Below are 16,604 nucleotides of genomic sequence, written 5' to 3'. Positions count from 1 at the left end.
GCTCCCACAGGGGATCGGGAGTGTTTTCATGACCGGGTTCATTTGACCTCCGGCGGCGTGGTAAAGGTGTGGTAGGGCGCCGGTGAAGGAATGCTCCACTCCAGCCCTTCGGCGCCATCCCACGGCTTGGCCGGCGCCGGCTCGCCGCCACGGATGCACTTGATCACGATAAACAGGAAGAAAATCTGCGTGGCGCCGAACATAAAGGCGCCAATCGACGACACCATGTTGAAGTCGGCGAACTGCAGGTTGTAGTCCGGCACCCGCCGCGGCATCCCGGCCAGCCCCACGAAGTGCATGGGGAAGAACGCCATGTTCATCCCCACGAACGACAGCCAGAAGTGCAGCTTGCCCAGGGTTTCGTCGTACATGTGGCCGGTCCATTTCGGCAGCCAGTAGTAGGCCGAGGCGAAGATCCCGAAGATTGCGCCGGGCACCAGTACGTAATGGAAATGCGCCACCACAAAGTAGGTATCGTGGTACTGGAAGTCCGCCGGAGCGATGGCCAGCATCAGCCCGGAAAAGCCGCCGATGGTGAACAGGATCACAAAGGCCACGGCAAACAGCATCGGCGTCTCAAAGGTCAGCGAGCCTTGCCACATGGTGCTGACCCAGTTGAACACCTTGACCCCGGTGGGCACCGCGATCAGCAGGGTGGCGTACATGAAGAACAACTCGCCCACCAACGGGATACCCACCACGAACATATGGTGCGCCCACACGATAAACGACAGGAACGCAATGCTCGCCGTGGCGTAGACCATTGAGGTGTAGCCAAACAGCGGCTTGCGCGAGAAGGTCGGGATGATCGAGCTGACGGCACCGAAGGCCGGCAGGATCATGATGTACACCTCGGGATGGCCGAAGAACCAGAACACATGCTGGAACAGCACCGGGTCTCCGCCGCCAGCGGCGCTGAAGAAGCTGGTGCCGAAGTGGATATCCATCAGCATCATGGTCACGCAACCGGCCAGTACCGGCATCACTGCAATCAGCAGGAAGGCGGTGATCAGCCAGGTCCAGACAAACAGCGGCATCTTCATCAGGGTCATACCGGGTGCGCGCAGGTTGAGGATGGTCGCGACCACGTTGATCGCGCCCATGATCGAGCTGATACCCATCAGGTGGATGGCAAAGATAAAGAACGTCACGCTTTCCGGGGCGTAAGTGGTAGAGAGCGGGGCGTAGAAGGTCCAGCCAAAGTTCGGCCCGCCGCCCGGGCTGAACAACGTCGAGACCAGCAGCAGGAACGCCGCGGGCAGCAGCCAGAAGCTGAGGTTGTTCATGCGCGGCAGGGCCATGTCCGGCGCACCGATCATCAGCGGGATCATCCAGTTGGCCAGGCCGACAAACGCCGGCATCACTGCGCCAAACACCATGATCAGGCCATGCATGGTGGTCATCTGGTTGAAGAACGCCGGCTCGACGATCTGCAGGCCCGGCTGGAACAGCTCGGCGCGGATCACCATGGCGAACGAACCACCCAGCAGGAACATGGCGAAGCTGAACCACAGGTACATGGTCCCGATATCTTTGTGGTTGGTGGTCAGCACCCAGCGCATCAAGCCCTTGGCGGGACCGTGGGCGTGGTCAGCGGCATGACCGTGGTCATCAATCACAGTGCTCATGACCGTTCTCCTGCAAGCGGATGGGCGGGGCGGTTAAGGGCATACGCAATGAAGAGGTTCATTTGCTTTCCGCCTGTTTGATGGCCAGCACGTCTTTAGGCGTGACCATGTCGCCTTTGTTGTTGCCCCAGGCGTTACGTTCGTAAGTCACGACCGCCGCAATATCGACTTCCGACAGTTGCTTGCCGAAGGCCGCCATCGCTGTACCGGGCTTGCCGTGGTAGACGATGCTCAGGTGGTCTGCCGCCGGTCCAATGGCGATCTTCGAGCCCTTGAGCGCCGGGAACATCGGCGGCAAGCCCTGGCCTTCGGCCTGGTGACAGGCCACGCAGGCGGTGTGGTAGACCTTGTCGCCACGGGCCACCAGCTCTTCGAGCGTCCACTCTTTAGAGGTCAGCTCCTTGAGCTTGGCAGCTTCCTCCTTGCGCTCGCCGAGCCAGGTGGCGTAGTCGGCCTTGGACTTGACCTCGACCACGATGGGCATGAAACCGTGGTCTTTGCCGCACAGCTCCGCGCACTGGCCACGGTAGATGCCGGGCTTCTCGACCCGGGTCCAGGCCTCGTTGACGAAGCCGGGGATGGCATCGCGCTTGACCGCAAACGCCGGCACCCACCAGGAGTGGATCACGTCGGCGGCAGTCACCAAGAAGCGCACCTTGGCGCCCACCGGCAGCACCAGCGGCTGGTCGACTTCCAGCAGGTAGTGTTCGCCCTTGGTGGCCTGGTTATGGATCTGCTCGGCGGGGGTGGCCAGGTTGCTGAAGAACTCGACGTCCTGGCCCAGGTATTTGTAGTGCCACTTCCACTGATAGCCGGTGACCTGGATATCGATATCCGACTCACTGCTGTCGTAGATGTTGATCAGGGTCTTGGTCGCCGGAATGGCCATGGCGACGAGGATCAGCAAGGGCACCACGGTCCAGAGAATTTCCACCGTCGTACTTTCGTGGAACTTGGCCGCCACCTGGCCCGTGGAACGTCGATGCATAATCATCGACCAGAACATGGCGCCAAACACGATGATGCCGATCACCACACAGATCCAGAAGATGGTCATGTGCAGGTCGAATACGGCGTGACTGACTTCCGTGGCCCCTGGTGCCATATTCACCGTCCAGGCGGCCTGCGCCTGGCTGAATACTGACCACAAGAGTAAGCCCATCCAAACATGTGGATGTCGCGTCATTGCGGGTTCCCCTTATCGTTCTTGTTATCCCGCCGGTTTGCACCTGCGGCCAAGGGGGCGGCTTCCAAACTGCTTACATCCGCCAAGCCTTGCCTGCCTAATGCAGTCGGGCGTCATCAGCTAATTGCGTACATCCCCGAGTATAGACAGCGACTGCGACCCCGCAATGTGAGGGGGCAAATCAGTGAAAAGAGACGAACGGCGCTGGCCAGCCCGCAGATTGAAGGCCTATCCGACGAACGATGGCGATTCGATATAACAGCGATGCATAACCATGAAATAATTATGACAAATGCATCTTAGGGGCTCGTATAAACGAGCTACCTTATGCAATCCCCTTTCCTACGCCCGTATTACTGGAGCTTTCATGAACACCGCCGCATTGCGCGAGCAGATTTCCCGTGCCCATCAACACGAAGCATCCACCGGCCTGTTGGCTAAACAACTGGACGCACAGTTACCGCACCTGCACTCGGCCATTTCCCTGGCCGAGGGTGATCGTAACGCGGTGATGACACGTTTCGTCAGCGCCTACATCGCCCAGGTCCCGGACCTGCTGGATGCCGCCAACGACGTGGCCCGGGAAGCCGGAATTGAAAGCCAGATCAAGCCGGTGCTGAAAATTGCCGAGCACTTCTTTCTGCAGCCACCCGCGATCCTGGCCGCCCATGAAGGCCTGAACGGCCTGCTGGACGAGGCCTACCTGGCCCATCGGCTGGTGGAAGAAGTCAACGATCTGTATATCAAGCATTTCGGCCAGCCCTTGATTCCGGCGGACACCACCGTTGCCAATGTGATTGCCCACCAGTTGATCGGCGAAGATTTCGCCAATCAACTGGACGAAGCCGTGCACCTGGCGGTGGATGAAATGCTCAATGAAGAGAGCTTCGCCCTGGAGTCCGTCGAGGCCTATCGCGAGCAGCTCAAGAGCCCGGCAACGGAAGCCGCGTGGAAACGCTGGCCGTGCCTGTCGCGCCAGTTGGGTGTGGAGTTGGAGCTGGATCAGCCGGCCTGAGTTTTCCTGCCAGGCGTATAACAAATGTGGGAGCGGGCAAGTCGAATCTTCGCACCGCCGCGCCCACATTTTTTTATCCGGTTTCGTCAGCCCACTGACGGGGCCGAACCAATCCGCGTCGTGGTACGTATCCGCCCTTCCAATCGACGCTTCAACCCCCGCGCCTCGATCACCAACTTCGAACCCTTCGCCGCATTGGCCCGCCCCCATTCCTCCAGCAACTCCAGACACGAATGGTCCACGTAGCTCAGGTTATTGAGCGGCACATGCACGGTGGTCCCCGCCGGCACGGTCGCCAGCACCTGGGTCAATGCAGGCACCTTGAGAAAGGTCGCCGCCCCCACCAGTCGCAACTCCATTTCACCGTCCTCGGGCAGGTCGGCCAGGCTGACTTTCAAGCGTGATGCCTTCCACGCCAGTTTCACCAGGGTCAGGCCGAAGCCCACCAGCACGCCCGTCAGCAAGTCGGTAAAGATGATCGCCAGGGCCGTGGCCGCGTAGGTGAACATCGGCATCCGGCCATAGCGCCCCAGGCCACGGAACGCCTTGAGGTCTACCAGCTTGATCCCGGTGTACACCAGCACACCCGCCAGGCTCGCCACCGGAATGCTCTGCAGCACGCTCGACAGCAGCAACACAAAGGCCAGCAGCCAGAGACCGTGGAACATCGCCGACAAACGCGTGGTCGCCCCCGCCTGGACGTTGGCCGAGCTGCGCACAATCACGCCGGTCATGGGCAATGCACCCACCAGACCGCACAGCATGTTGCCTACACCCTGGGCGGATAATTCCTTGTCGAAGTCCGAGCGTTGGCCGTTATGCATGCGGTCCACTGCTGCCGCCGAGAGCAGAGTTTCGGCACTGGCAATAAAGGCCACCGCGAAGGCCGCGATCAACAGGTTGGGGTCGGCCAGGTTCAACAGGTCGCTGGGGCGCAGCCAATCAATTGCGTCGGCAAGGTTTTCTGGCACCTCAACGCGCTTGACCTGCAGGGCCAGCGCCAGGCTGGTCGCGGTCGCCAGGCCCACGCCGAGCAATGCCCCCGGCACAAAACGCAGTTTTTGCGGGCGAAACCGGTCCCACAACCACATCACCAGCATGGTCGCCAGGCCCAGCAGACCGGCTTGCCAACCGAGCCCGCCACCCAGGCTGGGAATGGCCTGGGCCACTGCGGCGGGAAAGCCGGCGAGGTTATCCAGCCCGGAGGGTTTGGGCGCCCCATCGAGCATCACGTGGACCTGCGACAGGACAATCAACACTCCGATCCCCGCCAGCATGCCGTAGACCACCGCCGGCGCCGTCACCCGGAACCAGCAGCCCAGGCGCAGGCGCCCGGCCACCAGTTGCAGGAAGCCGGCCAACAACAGGATCGGCCCGAGCATCAGCATGCCGTGCTGGCGCACCAGTTCGAACACCAACACCGCCAAGCCGGCCGCCGGCCCGCTGACTTGCAGGGGCGAGCCGGCCAGCCAGCCCACCACCAGGCCACCAATGATCCCGGTAAGCAGGCCCTTGGCCGGGGGCATGCCCGAGGCAATGGCGATCCCCATGCACAAGGGCAAGGCCACCAGAAACACCACCACCGAAGCCAACAGCTCCCGTGGCAGCACTGTTTTTAATTGAGCTGCACGCATGATGACTCTCCCGAGGCATTCGCCGGGCGTGGCAAGGCCTGGCTGCATCCATGGCAGCCATCGCATTACCCGGCAGGGGATTGTTTTAGAAGCGCGCTTTGGGCGTCGCCGAAGGGATCGGTCCGGAACCGCTCAACGGCCGGAATGTGGCCTGATCCGCGTCGTAGGCTTTGATTTCACTGGTCTCGATGTTGTAGATCCAGCCATGGATAAACAAATGACCGTTGGCCATGCGCGAAGCCACGGAGGGGTGGGTGCGCAAGTGTTGCAACTGGGCGATGACGTTTTCTTCGGTCAGCACCTGCATGCTTTCGCCTTCGTTGGCGCAATCACAGTTGTCCTGGACCATGGTCTTGGCGACCTCGGCGTGGCGCAGCCAGGCTTTGACCGTGGGCATTTTTTCCAGGCTCTGGGGGTTGAGCACTGCCCGCATGGCGCCACAATCGGAGTGGCCGCAGACAATAATGTGCTGCACGCCAAGCGCCAGCACCGCGTACTCGATGGCCGTGGACACACCGCCGTTCATCTGCCCATAGGGCGGCACGACGTTACCTACGTTACGGGTCACGAACAGATCGCCCGGGGAGCTCTGGGTGATCAGTTCCGGAACAATGCGCGAGTCGGCACAGGTGATAAACATCGCCCGTGGGCTCTGGGCCGTGGCGAGCTTCTTGAAGAGCTCTTCCTGCTGGGGGAAGACCTCATTATGGAAATGCAAAAAACCATCAACAATGTGCTGCAGCGCTGCATCGGCGGACTCCGCCTCGTGAGGGGCTGAAGCCGACGCAGCCAACGGCTGTTTATCCTTGTCACTCATGATTCATCCTCGTGGTTGGGGCAGGAGAGTCTTCTAGTTCAGGTCGACGCGCGATCACCGGGAAACAACACATGGAAACCACCCAGCCAGTGCCGCCGACCCACCAGTCACTTGATGAACAAGGTACCTGCCGAAACTTAACTCAAACTGAATCAACCGCTCTATCTCGCGGGTTTCAGTGATATCAAAACGCGACCACCCTGGCCGGGCAACACGCGCTTTTGTATCAGTCTACAACAAAGCCAGCTGCCTGCCGGGCGGACAGAATGCACTGCAATCAAGATTGAACCCTTCCCGACGATTGAGCCCCAAGCGCTTGATCGCCTTGGCAAATCGTTGCGCCAGCAAATCGGCAAACGGCCCCTCACCGCGCATGCGCACACCGAAGCGGCTGTCATAGACTTCCCCGCCACGTACCTGGCGGACCAGGCTCATCACATGGGCCGCTCGCTGCGGATAATGGGCCGCCAGCCATTCCTCGAACAGCGGCGCTACTTCAAGGGGCAGGCGCAGCATCATATAGGCCGCACTCTGCGCCCCGGCGGCATGGGCTTCGGCCAGCAGGCTTTCCAGTTCACTGTCGTTGATCATCGGAATCATTGGCGAACACAGCACACCCACCGGGATACCCGCCTCGCGCATTACCCGGATCGCCCGCAGCCGCGCCTTGGGCGCCGCCGCGCGGGGCTCGAGGATGCGCTTGAGTTCATCGTCCAGGCTGGTGAGGCTGATCATCACCGCCACCAGCCGCTGGCGGGCCAGCTCCGTGAGCAGGTCAAGGTCACGCAGGATCAACGACCCCTTGGTCACGATAGTCACCGGGTGGCGATAGCGCAGCAGCACCTCCAGGGTTTGCCGGGTGATCTGGTATTCACGTTCGATCGGTTGATACGGGTCCGTATTGGAGCCCAAATTGATCGGCGCGCACACATAGCCGGGCTTGGACAATTGTTGCTCCAGCACCTGGGCGGCGTTGCTCTTGGCGATCAGCTTGGTTTCAAAGTCCAGGCCCGGGGACATGTCCCAATAGGCATGGCTGGGCCGCGCATAACAATAGATACAACCGTGCTCACACCCCCTGTAAGGGTTGATGGAGCGGTCGAACGGCAGGTCCGGCGAGGTGTTGCGGGTGATGATGGTCTTCGCCGTCTCGATGCGCACTTCGGTGCCCTGGGTCGGCGGTACTTCCTGATACCAACCGTCGTCCTCGGCCACACTGACCGTGGGCGCAAAGCGATTGTGCAGGTTGGTGGCGGTGCCTCGCCCGCGCGGCGGCAGAGGAGTGGACATACAAGCGCCTCGATACTGTTTTTATATACAGTATCGAGGCGCAGCGTCTCTGACCAGTGCCGTTGGGCGGCAAAGGCTGAATCAGTGACTCGTCACTTGCCCCAGATCGTCGCCCGAGGTGGTGTGTTTATCGCTTCTGCGCAGGTCGGCCACGTCGCCAGCCTTCACCGGCGCCCCCTGGTTACCCCAGCTGCCACGGATAAAACTCACCACATCCGCCACTTCCTGATCCGACAGGCGCCAGGCAAAGGCCGGCATGGTGAAGGCGGAAGGCGCGGCGTGAGTGGCCGGCAGGGTTCCGCCATTCAACACAATATTGATCAACGATGTGGCATCCGCCGTCTGCAATACCGGATTGCCCGCCAGCGCCGGGAACACCCGGGTATAGCCATGACCATCGGTACGATGGCAGGCCGCGCAGTTGTCGATGTACACCGCCGCGCCCGGCCGGCTGTCATCGCCCTTCCACAGCGCCTCGGCCACCTGCTTGTCGTATTGGTGCGGCTGATCCTTGGGGTCGACTGCCGGCAGGCTCTTGAGGTAACGGGCGATAGCGGTCAGGTCGTCTTCAGACATGTACTGCATGCTGTGGACTACAACGTCGCTCATGCCGCCAAACACCGCGCTGCGATCACTGCGGCCGGTCTTGAGAAACTGCACCAGCTGCTCTTCGCTCCAACTGCCCAGGCCATCCTTGTGGTCACCGCGCAGGCTTTTGGCGATCCAGCCTTCCAGCGGCGCACTGCCCGACAGGAACGCAGAACCTTCAGACGCGCTCAGGGCCTTTTCCTGCATGGTCAGAGCGCGTGGGGTGTGGCAGGCGCCACAGTGGCCGAGACCTTCCACCAGGTAGGCGCCACGGCTGATTATCGGGTCGGCATCGGCCGGGGCCTGGTAGTCGGCCACCTCGGGTGCGAACATCCAGCGCCACGCGGCCAGGGGCCAGCGCATGCTCAAGGGCCAGGGAATGTCGCTGTCCTGGTTCGGTTGGGCGACCGGCTCCACCCCTTTCATGAAGTACGCATACAGCGCCTGCATATCGGTTTCGCTGACGCGAGCGTAAGACGGGTAGGGCATCGCCGGGTAAAGGGTACTACCGCTTTTGGCGACGCCATGGCGCACGGCCTTGTCGAAGTCTTCAAAGCTGTAGTCCCCCAGGCCGGTTTTGTCCGGGGTGATGTTGGTGGAGTAGATCACGCCGATCGGGGTTTCCATCGGCAGGCCACCGGCAAACGGCTTGCCGCCCTTGGCGGTGTGGCAGGCCACGCAGTCACCGGCGCGGGCCAGGTATTCGCCTTGTTTGATCAGATCAGTTTCAGCCGCGCTCACCGAGCAACTGCTGAACAGGGCCAGGGTCGCGATAACAAATGCTTTCATGGTCGTCGCTCCTTATGCCTGAACCAGCGGGCCGGGGTTTTTCAGGTACTGCTCGCGAATCGCCCGGGCCGACCAATAGGTCAGCGCCGCCACCAGGCCCGTAGGGTTGTAGCCCAGGCCTTGTGGGAAAGCAGATGCACCTGGGACAAACACGTTGTGCACATCCCAGCACTGCAGGTAGCGGTTCAACGCACTGGTCTTCGGGTCGGTCCCCATGATCGCGCCACCGTTGAGGTGGGTGGTCTGGTAGGACGCGGTGTTGAAGTGATCGCCGACCTTCTTGCCGAGCACGGCAATCGCCTTGGGGTTCATCGCTTCGGCGATCTTGCCCATTTTTTCGACCATGAAGCGGTTCATCTTGATGTCGTTTTCCTGCCAGTCGAAGGTCATGCGCAGCAGCGGCAGGCCGTAGGCATCACGGTAAACCGGGTCCAGATCGAGGTAGTTGCCCCGGTAGGATTGATGGGCTCCGTGGGCGTCCATCGACACCTGGTGGGTGTAGTAATCGGCGGTGGCGCGCTTCCACGCACTGCCCCAGGCCGGCGTGCCCGGCGGGTTGGAGGTGCCGGCAATCGGCCGGCTGCCCGCCTGGTTGACCCACATCGGCGAGCCGCCGACGAAGCCATGGGGACCATGGTCGAAGTTATCGGCGTTGAAATCGTCCACCGCCACGCCATTGCCGCCAGCGCCGATGAAGTTGTTGGTATGCACGTCTTTGTCGAAGTAGGCCTTGATGGTGGCCATGTTCTGGTAGGCGAAGTTCTTGCCCACCACCCCTTCGCCCGTGATCGGGTCGTAGGGCTTGCCGATGCCCGAGAGCAGCATCAGGCGCACGTTGTGGAACTGGAAGGCGCCAAGAATCACCAGGTCCGCCGGTTGCTCGATCTCCCGGCCCTGGGCGTCGATATAGGTCACGCCAGTGGCTTTGCGCTTGGTGCTGTCGAGATTGACCTTGAGCACGTGGGAATTTGGCCGCAGCTCAAAGTTCGGCACCTGGCGCAGAGCCGGCAGGATGTTCACGTTGGGCGATGCCTTGGAGTACATGTAGCAGACATACCCGCTGCAAAAACCACAGAAGTTGCACGGCCCCATCTGCGCACCATAGGGGTTGGTGTAGGGCCCCGAGGTATTGGCCGAAGGCAGGTTGTAGGGCTTATAGCCCACGGCGTTGGCCGCGTGCTGGAACAACTGCGCCGAGTAGGTGTTTTTCTGCGACTCCAGTGGGAAATGGCTGGAGCGATCCGGCGCATAAGGGTTGCCGCCCTTGCCTTCACCCACCAGTTGGCCTTTGACGGTCCAGGCCTGGCCGGAGGTGCCGAAGACTTTTTCGGCGTAGTCAAAGAACGGCTCCAGCTCTTCGTAGCTGACGCCGAAGTCCTGGATGGTCATGTCCTTGGGAATGAAATTTTTGCCGTAGCGCTCTTCGTAGTGGCTGCGCATGCGCAATTCGATGGGGTCCACCCGGAAATGCACACCCGACCAGTGCAGGCCCGCGCCGCCTACGCCGTTACCCGGCAGGAAGGCGCCCAACTGACGGTTGGGCAGGGCAATGTCATTCACGCTATGGCGAATGGTCACGGTTTCCTTGGAGATGTCCTGGAACAGCTTTTTGCGCACGCTGTAGGTCAGTTCGTCGATCACCTGTGGGTAATTACCGTCCGGGTAGGTGTCCTGCATCGGGCCGCGCTCCAGCGCTACCACGTGCAAGCCGGCTTCGGTCAGTTCCTTGGCCATGATCGCGCCTGTCCAGCCGAAGCCGACGATAACCGCATCCACTTTCTTCATGATGGTCGCCACGTTTATGCCCTCTCGCCGCGGATGGAAACAGCCGGGAAGGGGTATTGCTCGTTGCGTTCAACCCAATCCATGAAATCGGCGCGGGCGCCGGGGAAGCCGATCATGGTCCAGCCGACCATGCCTTTGTTGCCGCCGTGGATCGGGTCGCAGAAGAACCCTTCCTTGGTGTTTTGCAGCAACAAATTGAAGAAAATCTTCGGCGGGACCGCCGCGAAATGCTCGCCGGTTTCGGCACCGCCCGCCTCCAGGCGACGCAGCAAATCATCCTGGGTAGCGCTGTCTTGCCCAGCAAATGTTTTACCGTTGAACGCTTTCGACCAGGAATCCGTGGCGGCAATACCCAGGCGATAGATCTCCCTGGGCACCAGTTTGCTCTGCCAGCCCATCTCGGGCGGGGCGTCGGCATTGAACGGGCCTTGCATAAACCACAGGGCGCCACTGGCGTAGGGGGTGTTCATCTGCCGGTCGATATATTCCGGCGCGCCGGCTTCCAAAGCGCCTGGGCCTTGGGCATCAGCAGGGATCAAACGCGCGACGGCGGCGTTGATAAAGGCCCACTCCTCAGCGGTGAAGTAGCTCGGCTCGTAGGCCTTTTCGCTGGCGGGCGCGCTGGCCGGGCTGGCCTGGGCAGGTTCGGGCGTGGCCATCAGCATCGAGCCGCCAAGGCCAGTGCTGGCAACCGTGACCACCGGGATCAAGGTCAAGGATTTGCGCAAAAAGTCACGCCGGGGGTTGTCTCGATCTTGATCAGACATGGTGGCACCTCATCATGTGGTCACGGGTTTGAGCAGTCGCTTCATGGAGCGGCTTGTCGTTTTGAATGTAATCAATGGTTACAAATGATAGCAGGCTAAGGAATGAGAGAACCGTTTCAGCCAGGAAAATCGAGAAATGCGCGCAAAAAAATGTGGGAGCTGGCTCATGTAGGAGCTGGCTTGCCTGCGATGCAGACGCCTCGGTGTATCAGTGACACCGAGGTGATGCTATCGCAGGCAAGCCAGCTCCTACACAAGCCTGTTCCCACAGGTTGGACGGAGTAAGGCCCGTCAGTCTTTTTTCAGCTTCGGATTAGGGAAGAACTGCACCGCCTGCACCTTGGGGTCCGCCGGCGCTTTCAACGCCGAGGTATTGACCCGCGTGCCCAATTCCTTGGGCACCGACAAACCCTGGTCGTTGAGCGTGTCGGTATAGCCGCAGGCCACGCATTCGCGATGGGGCACGTTGTCTTCGGTCCACATCTTCAACTTGTCCGGCTCGCTGCACGCCGGGCACACGGCCCCGGCGATAAATTGCTTTTTGGTGATCACAGGCCCGTCACTCATGCTGCTGCGTCCTCACTCAGGCCGCTGTGGCGCAAGAGTGCGTCAATCGACGGTGCGCGTCCGCGGAAGTCGACGAACAACACCATCGGCGCCTGGGAACCGCCACGGGCCAGGATCGCCTCGCGGAAGGCACGGCCAGTCTCGGCATTGAGCACGCCGTCTTCTTCGAACTTGGAGAAGGCATCCGCCGACAACACTTCGGCCCACTTGTAGCTGTAGTACCCCGCCGCGTAACCGCCGGCGAAGATATGCGCGAAGCTGTTGGGGAAGCGGTTGTAGGCCGGAGGACGCATCACCGACACTTCGTCGCGCACGCCTTCGAGCACCTGCGCCACGCTGCGGCCATCGCCGTGGGTAGCGTGCAGCTCAAAGTCGAACAGCGAGAATTCCAGTTGGCGCACCATCATCAGGCCGGACTGGAAGTTCTTCGCCGCGAGCATTTTTTGCAGCAGGTCCTGGGGCAATGCTTCGCCACTTTCATAGTGACCGGAAATCAGCGCCAGGCCTTCCGGCTCCCAGCACCAGTTCTCCATGAACTGGCTCGGCAACTCCACCGCATCCCAGGCCACACCGTTGATACCGGACACGCCCGCGTGTTCGACGCGGGTCAGCAGGTGGTGCAGGCCGTGACCGAATTCGTGGAACAGGGTGGTGACTTCATCGTGGGTCAGCAGGGCAGGCTTGCCGCTGTCGGCCGGGGTGAAGTTGCACACCAGGTTGGCCACCGGGCTTTGCAGCACACCCTCGGCGGTACGCCGACGATCACGGGCGCCGTCCATCCAGGCACCGCCACGCTTGTTGGCGCGGGCATACAGGTCGAAGAAGAAGCGGCCGACGTGCTGGCCGTTTTCCTTGATTTCGAACAGACGGACATCCGGGTGCCAGGTATCGAAGCCCTTCTGCTCGGCGATCTCGATGCCGTACAGGCGCTGGACGATGGCAAACAGCCCGCCCAGCACTTTGTCGATCGGGAAGTAGGCGCGCAGGGCTTCCTGGGACACGCTGTAGCGCTGTTCACGCAGTTTTTCACCGTAGAAACCGCTGTCCCAGCTTTGCAGGTCGGCGCAGCCTTGTTCGGCAGCGTAGGCCTTGAGCTGTTGCAGGTCCTGGGTGGCAAATGGCTTGCTGCGCTTGGCCAGGTCACGCAGGAAACTCAGTACCTGGTCGCTGGATTCGGCCATTTTGGTGGCCAGGCTCAGTTCGGAGAAAGAGGCGAAGCCAAGCAGTTGGGCCAATTCCTGACGCAGGTCGAGGATCTGTTCCATCACCGGGCCGTTATCGTTCTGACCGGCATTCGGGCCCTGGTCCGACGCGCGGGTGCAGTAGGCCGCGTAGATTTCTTCACGTAGGGCGCGGTCGTGGGCGTAGGTCATCACCGCGTAGTAGCTGGGGAATTCCAGGCTGATCAGCCAGCCGTCGAGGCCTTTAGCCTGGGCCGCAGCAGCCATTTGCGCTTTGGCTGAGTCGGTCAGGCCGGCCAGGGTGGCTTCGTCGGTGACGTGCTTGGTCCAGGCCTGGGTGGCGTCGAGCAATTGGTTGGAGAACTTGCTGCCCAGTTCGGAGAGTTTGCTCTGCACCTCGGCATAGCGCTTCTGCTGCTCAGGCGGCAGGTCGATACCCGACAGGCGGAAGTCACGCAGCGCGTGCTCCAGAATGGTTTTTTGCGCCACGTCGAAACCGGCCGCTTCCGGGCTGTTGGCCAGGGCTTCGAAGGCCTGGAACAGCTCGCGGTTCTGGCCCATCTCGGTGGAATAGGCGCTCAATGCCGGCAGGCAGGCCTCATAGGCTTCGCGCAGTTCGGCGCTGTTGCACACGGCATTGAGGTGGCTGACCGGGCTCCAGGCCGCGCCCAGGCGGTCGTTGAGTTCATCCATGGCCAGGACCAGGCCGGCCCAGGTCGGATTTTTTCCCTGGCTTTGCAGGATGCCCTCGATGGCGACGCGGTTGTCGGCCAGGATCTGTTCGATGGCCGGTTGGACGTGCTCGGCACGGATCGCCGAGAACGGCGGCAGGTCGTAGGACTGCAAAAGAGGGTTGTTCGCGCTCACGGTTGGCACCTTGGCTGAAGAAACAGGTAAGACAAAGATGGGGCCATCTTAATTACAATCAACGTCCACCGCAGCTATCAACCAAACAGAGAGAGGCTATCGTGACCCTTCGCACCTATCAGAATCACACGCCAACCCTCGGCGCCGGGGCTTTCGTCGATGCTTCGGCGGTGGTGATCGGCGATGTCGAAATCGGCGCCGACAGCTCGGTCTGGCCGCTGACGGTGATTCGCGGCGACATGCACCGTATCCGCATCGGCGCGCGCACCAGCGTGCAGGATGGCTGCGTGCTGCACATTACCCACGCCGGCCCGTTCAATCCTGACGGTTTCCCGTTGCTGATCGGTGACGACGTGACCATCGCCCACAAGGTCATGCTGCATGGCTGCACCGTCGGCAGTCGCATCCTGATCGGCATGGGCAGCATTGTGATGGACGGCGCGGTGGTTGAAGACGATGTGATCATCGGTGCCGGCAGCCTGGTGCCGCCAGGCAAGAAACTTGAAAGCGGTTTTTTGTATGTGGGCAGCCCGGTTAAACAAGTTCGTGCGCTTTCTGACAAGGAACGCGCCTTTTTCACCTATAGCGCCGCGAACTACGTGAAGCTCAAGGACCTGCACCTGGCAGAGGGATTCGACCAATGACCCTGGATTACCAGACGGTTCTATTTGACCTGGACGGCACCCTGACCGACCCACGGGAAGGCATCACCCGCTCGATCCAATACGCCTTGGCCAAGCTGGGCATTGATGAGCCGGACCTGACCAAGCTCGAACACTTTATCGGCCCGCCGTTGCTGCAGGCCTTTATGCAGTTCTACGATTTCGACGAGGCCCGGGCGTGGCAGGCGGTGAATTTCTATCGCGAACGCTTCAAGGTCACCGGGCTCTATGAAAACCGGGTGTTCGACGGGGTCATGCCATTGCTGGAAGCGTTGAATGGCCAGGGGCGCCAGCTGTATGTGGCCACCTCCAAGCCGTGGGAATTTGCCCGGGAGATCGCCCGGCATTTCGATTTCGCCAAGCACTTCAAGGTGATCTACGGCAGTGAGCTGGACGGCACGCGCACCAACAAGGTCGAACTGATCGCCCACTTGATGCACGAGGAAGGGCTGGACCCGGCCAGTACCTTGATGATCGGCGACCGTAAGCACGACCTGATCGGCGCACGTAGCAATGGCCTGGATGCAGCTGCGGTGGGGTATGGGTTTGGCAGTTTTGCAGAATTGAGTGCCGAAGCGCCGCGCTGGCATTTTGAGACGCTGGACGAGATGCATCAGGCATTTTTGCGGCGGGATTGAGACCGCTATCACGGGCAAGCCCGCTCCCACATTGGCGGTGTTCACACATCAACATGTGGCAGCTGGCTTGCCTGCGATGGGGCCCTAAAGGTCACGCCCCTCCAACTGCCGCAACGCCAATTTGCGCTGCTCCACCGGCAAGCGCCCCAACTGCTCCACGGCACCGTAGAACCTCAGCCAATCCCCACCCTCGCGGCGGAACAACGCCGCAAACGCTGGCACCCACTGGTCATACAGCCCAAACGGTAACAACCGCGCATTGTTCATCGGCTGATTGATCCAGGCGTCATAACGCTTGTCGCCGCCCCACTGGCTGTCGCGCATCTGCCGATAATCACTGCGCAAGCGCTCGAACTCGGCGGCCTTGGCCTGGCGCATGGCATCGGCGGCCAACGGCTGCGCATACAGGCGCTCCAGGCGGCTGCGGGTGTCGAGGATCAACTGGATAAACTGGTCGCGCTGCTTCAAGCTCGATTCGTTCGCAGGCGCCAGGCCACGGGCCGCGCGCCATTGCCGGGTGCCTTCCTGCTCGACGAAGGTGGCAAACGACTCATTGAACTCGGTGTCGTCCTTCACATAAAAGCGCTGGTGCGCCAGCTCGTGAAAAATCACCGTGGCCAGGCGCTCTTCACCCCAGCGCATCATCGAACTCATGATCGGGTCATCGAACCAGCCGAGGGTGGAATAGGCCTCGACCCCGCCAATCGACACATCCATGCCACGCAGTTGCAACAACGCCGCCTCGCCCCGCGCCGCACCCTGAGTGTAATAACCACGGTAGGCCACACATCCGGCAATCGGGAAGCAATGGTTCTGGGGTAACAAGGAAAAATTCTGATGTAGCGAAGACATTCCAGACGACATACGGCCGGCCGATATCGGCATACAGGCGATAGCTCTGATTGTCCGGCAGGTGCAACTGTTGGCTGGCGAAGGTGCGCGCCTTCTGGGAGTGCGCCAAATGCTCACGCAACACTTGCGGGCGCGTCGGATCGGCAATCACTTCGGCCACCGGCTGCCGCGCCTGCAGTAACTGCCATTGGCCGCTGGCCAACTGGCTGTAGTAGCTGACACTGGAGCAACCGCCGAGCCACAGGCACGTCAGCCCCGCCAAGAAACGCCACACCATGTCAAACCGCTCCAGAGTCATTGGCCCGCCAGACTAACTGGCCGGCAGGGGTTATGCTCAT

General features: G+C 61.2%; 13 protein-coding genes and 1 pseudogene. 3 read left to right on the top strand and 11 right to left on the bottom strand.

Annotated features, from left to right (window positions below):
* Positions 1–38: 38 nt before the first annotated feature.
* Entirely contained in the window at positions 39–1,628 is a 1,590-nt protein-coding gene (ctaD, locus tag PSH80_RS00285; RefSeq protein ID WP_057957899.1) for a cytochrome c oxidase subunit I, read from the bottom strand.
* Between the two features lie 58 nt (positions 1,629–1,686).
* A complete protein-coding gene (coxB, locus tag PSH80_RS00280; RefSeq protein ID WP_057957898.1) occupies positions 1,687–2,814 on the bottom strand; it encodes a cytochrome c oxidase subunit II in 1,128 nt (375 codons plus the stop codon).
* A gap of 367 nt (positions 2,815–3,181) precedes the next feature.
* On the opposite strand from coxB, the gene PSH80_RS00275 reads away from it, so the two are divergent.
* Positions 3,182–3,829 (top strand): hypothetical protein, encoded by a 648-nt coding sequence (locus tag PSH80_RS00275; RefSeq protein WP_057957897.1) that lies wholly within the window; start codon positions 3,182–3,184, stop codon positions 3,827–3,829.
* An 86-nt stretch (positions 3,830–3,915) separates the two neighbouring features.
* Here the strand turns inward: PSH80_RS00275 and PSH80_RS00270 are convergent, their stop codons facing one another.
* The 8 genes from PSH80_RS00270 to prlC form a co-directional block, all read right to left on the bottom strand.
* Complete coding sequence (locus tag PSH80_RS00270; protein ID WP_305418725.1) at positions 3,916–5,463, bottom strand: SulP family inorganic anion transporter; 1,548 nt, start codon at positions 5,461–5,463, stop codon at positions 3,916–3,918.
* An 85-nt stretch (positions 5,464–5,548) separates the two neighbouring features.
* The gene (locus PSH80_RS00265; protein ID WP_057957895.1) at positions 5,549–6,280 is read right to left on the bottom strand and encodes a carbonic anhydrase; all 732 of its coding nucleotides are present in this window, start codon (positions 6,278–6,280) and stop codon (positions 5,549–5,551) included.
* Between the two features lie 231 nt (positions 6,281–6,511).
* Positions 6,512–7,570, bottom strand: a complete 1,059-nt coding sequence (locus PSH80_RS00260) for a PA0069 family radical SAM protein (protein WP_057957894.1) — start codon at positions 7,568–7,570, stop codon at positions 6,512–6,514.
* Between the two features lie 81 nt (positions 7,571–7,651).
* Positions 7,652–8,947: a cytochrome c gene (locus tag PSH80_RS00255; RefSeq protein WP_305418722.1), complete on the bottom strand. Its 1,296-nt coding sequence runs from the start codon at positions 8,945–8,947 to the stop codon at positions 7,652–7,654.
* Between the two features lie 12 nt (positions 8,948–8,959).
* Positions 8,960–10,744: a GMC family oxidoreductase gene (locus PSH80_RS00250; RefSeq protein ID WP_057957892.1), complete on the bottom strand. Its 1,785-nt coding sequence runs from the start codon at positions 10,742–10,744 to the stop codon at positions 8,960–8,962.
* Positions 10,745–10,746: 2 nt separating this feature from the next.
* The gene (locus PSH80_RS00245) at positions 10,747–11,499 is read right to left on the bottom strand and encodes a gluconate 2-dehydrogenase subunit 3 family protein (RefSeq protein WP_169960462.1); all 753 of its coding nucleotides are present in this window, start codon (positions 11,497–11,499) and stop codon (positions 10,747–10,749) included.
* 291 nt (positions 11,500–11,790) lie between these two features.
* Positions 11,791–12,066: a YheV family putative zinc ribbon protein gene (locus PSH80_RS00240; RefSeq protein ID WP_057439263.1), complete on the bottom strand. Its 276-nt coding sequence runs from the start codon at positions 12,064–12,066 to the stop codon at positions 11,791–11,793.
* Positions 12,063–14,114 (bottom strand): oligopeptidase A, encoded by a 2,052-nt coding sequence (gene prlC / locus PSH80_RS00235; RefSeq protein ID WP_057439264.1) that lies wholly within the window; start codon positions 14,112–14,114, stop codon positions 12,063–12,065. The genes PSH80_RS00240 and prlC overlap by 4 nt, the downstream gene beginning before the upstream one ends.
* A gap of 101 nt (positions 14,115–14,215) precedes the next feature.
* Between prlC and PSH80_RS00230 the strand changes: the two genes are divergently transcribed.
* Both PSH80_RS00230 and PSH80_RS00225 read left to right on the top strand, forming a co-directional pair.
* Complete coding sequence (locus tag PSH80_RS00230) at positions 14,216–14,758, top strand: gamma carbonic anhydrase family protein (RefSeq protein ID WP_057439265.1); 543 nt, start codon at positions 14,216–14,218, stop codon at positions 14,756–14,758.
* Positions 14,755–15,414 (top strand): HAD family hydrolase, encoded by a 660-nt coding sequence (locus tag PSH80_RS00225; RefSeq protein ID WP_057444833.1) that lies wholly within the window; start codon positions 14,755–14,757, stop codon positions 15,412–15,414. Before PSH80_RS00230 ends, PSH80_RS00225 begins: the two co-directional genes overlap by 4 nt.
* A gap of 84 nt (positions 15,415–15,498) precedes the next feature.
* Here the strand turns inward: PSH80_RS00225 and PSH80_RS00220 are convergent.
* Positions 15,499–16,543: pseudogene (locus tag PSH80_RS00220) on the bottom strand (aminopeptidase).
* Positions 16,544–16,604: the final 61 nt, after the last annotated feature.

It is taken from the genome of Pseudomonas sp. FP818, assembly GCF_030687335.1.
Lineage (GTDB): Bacteria > Pseudomonadota > Gammaproteobacteria > Pseudomonadales > Pseudomonadaceae > Aquipseudomonas > Aquipseudomonas shahriarae.
The sequence above is the reverse complement of the archived record's forward strand: the minus strand, read 5'-3'. Positions and strand labels throughout refer to the sequence as shown.

Bases quoted from the DNA above. Each gene is read 5' to 3' on its own strand.
- PSH80_RS00275 (WP_057957897.1), top strand. From the start codon at position 3,182: ATGAACACCGCCGCATTGCGCGAGCAGATTTCCCGTGCCCATCAACAC.
- PSH80_RS00255 (WP_305418722.1), bottom strand. From the start codon at position 8,947: ATGAAAGCATTTGTTATCGCGACCCTGGCCCTGTTCAGCAGTTGCTCG.
- ctaD (WP_057957899.1), bottom strand. From the start codon at position 1,628: ATGAGCACTGTGATTGATGACCACGGTCATGCCGCTGACCACGCCCAC.
- PSH80_RS00260 (WP_057957894.1), bottom strand. From the start codon at position 7,570: ATGTCCACTCCTCTGCCGCCGCGCGGGCGAGGCACCGCCACCAACCTG.
- PSH80_RS00225 (WP_057444833.1), top strand. From the start codon at position 14,755: ATGACCCTGGATTACCAGACGGTTCTATTTGACCTGGACGGCACCCTG.
- PSH80_RS00265 (WP_057957895.1), bottom strand. From the start codon at position 6,280: ATGAGTGACAAGGATAAACAGCCGTTGGCTGCGTCGGCTTCAGCCCCT.
- PSH80_RS00245 (WP_169960462.1), bottom strand. From the start codon at position 11,499: ATGTCTGATCAAGATCGAGACAACCCCCGGCGTGACTTTTTGCGCAAA.
- PSH80_RS00270 (WP_305418725.1), bottom strand. From the start codon at position 5,463: ATGCGTGCAGCTCAATTAAAAACAGTGCTGCCACGGGAGCTGTTGGCT.
- PSH80_RS00240 (WP_057439263.1), bottom strand. From the start codon at position 12,066: ATGAGTGACGGGCCTGTGATCACCAAAAAGCAATTTATCGCCGGGGCC.
- coxB (WP_057957898.1), bottom strand. From the start codon at position 2,814: ATGACGCGACATCCACATGTTTGGATGGGCTTACTCTTGTGGTCAGTA.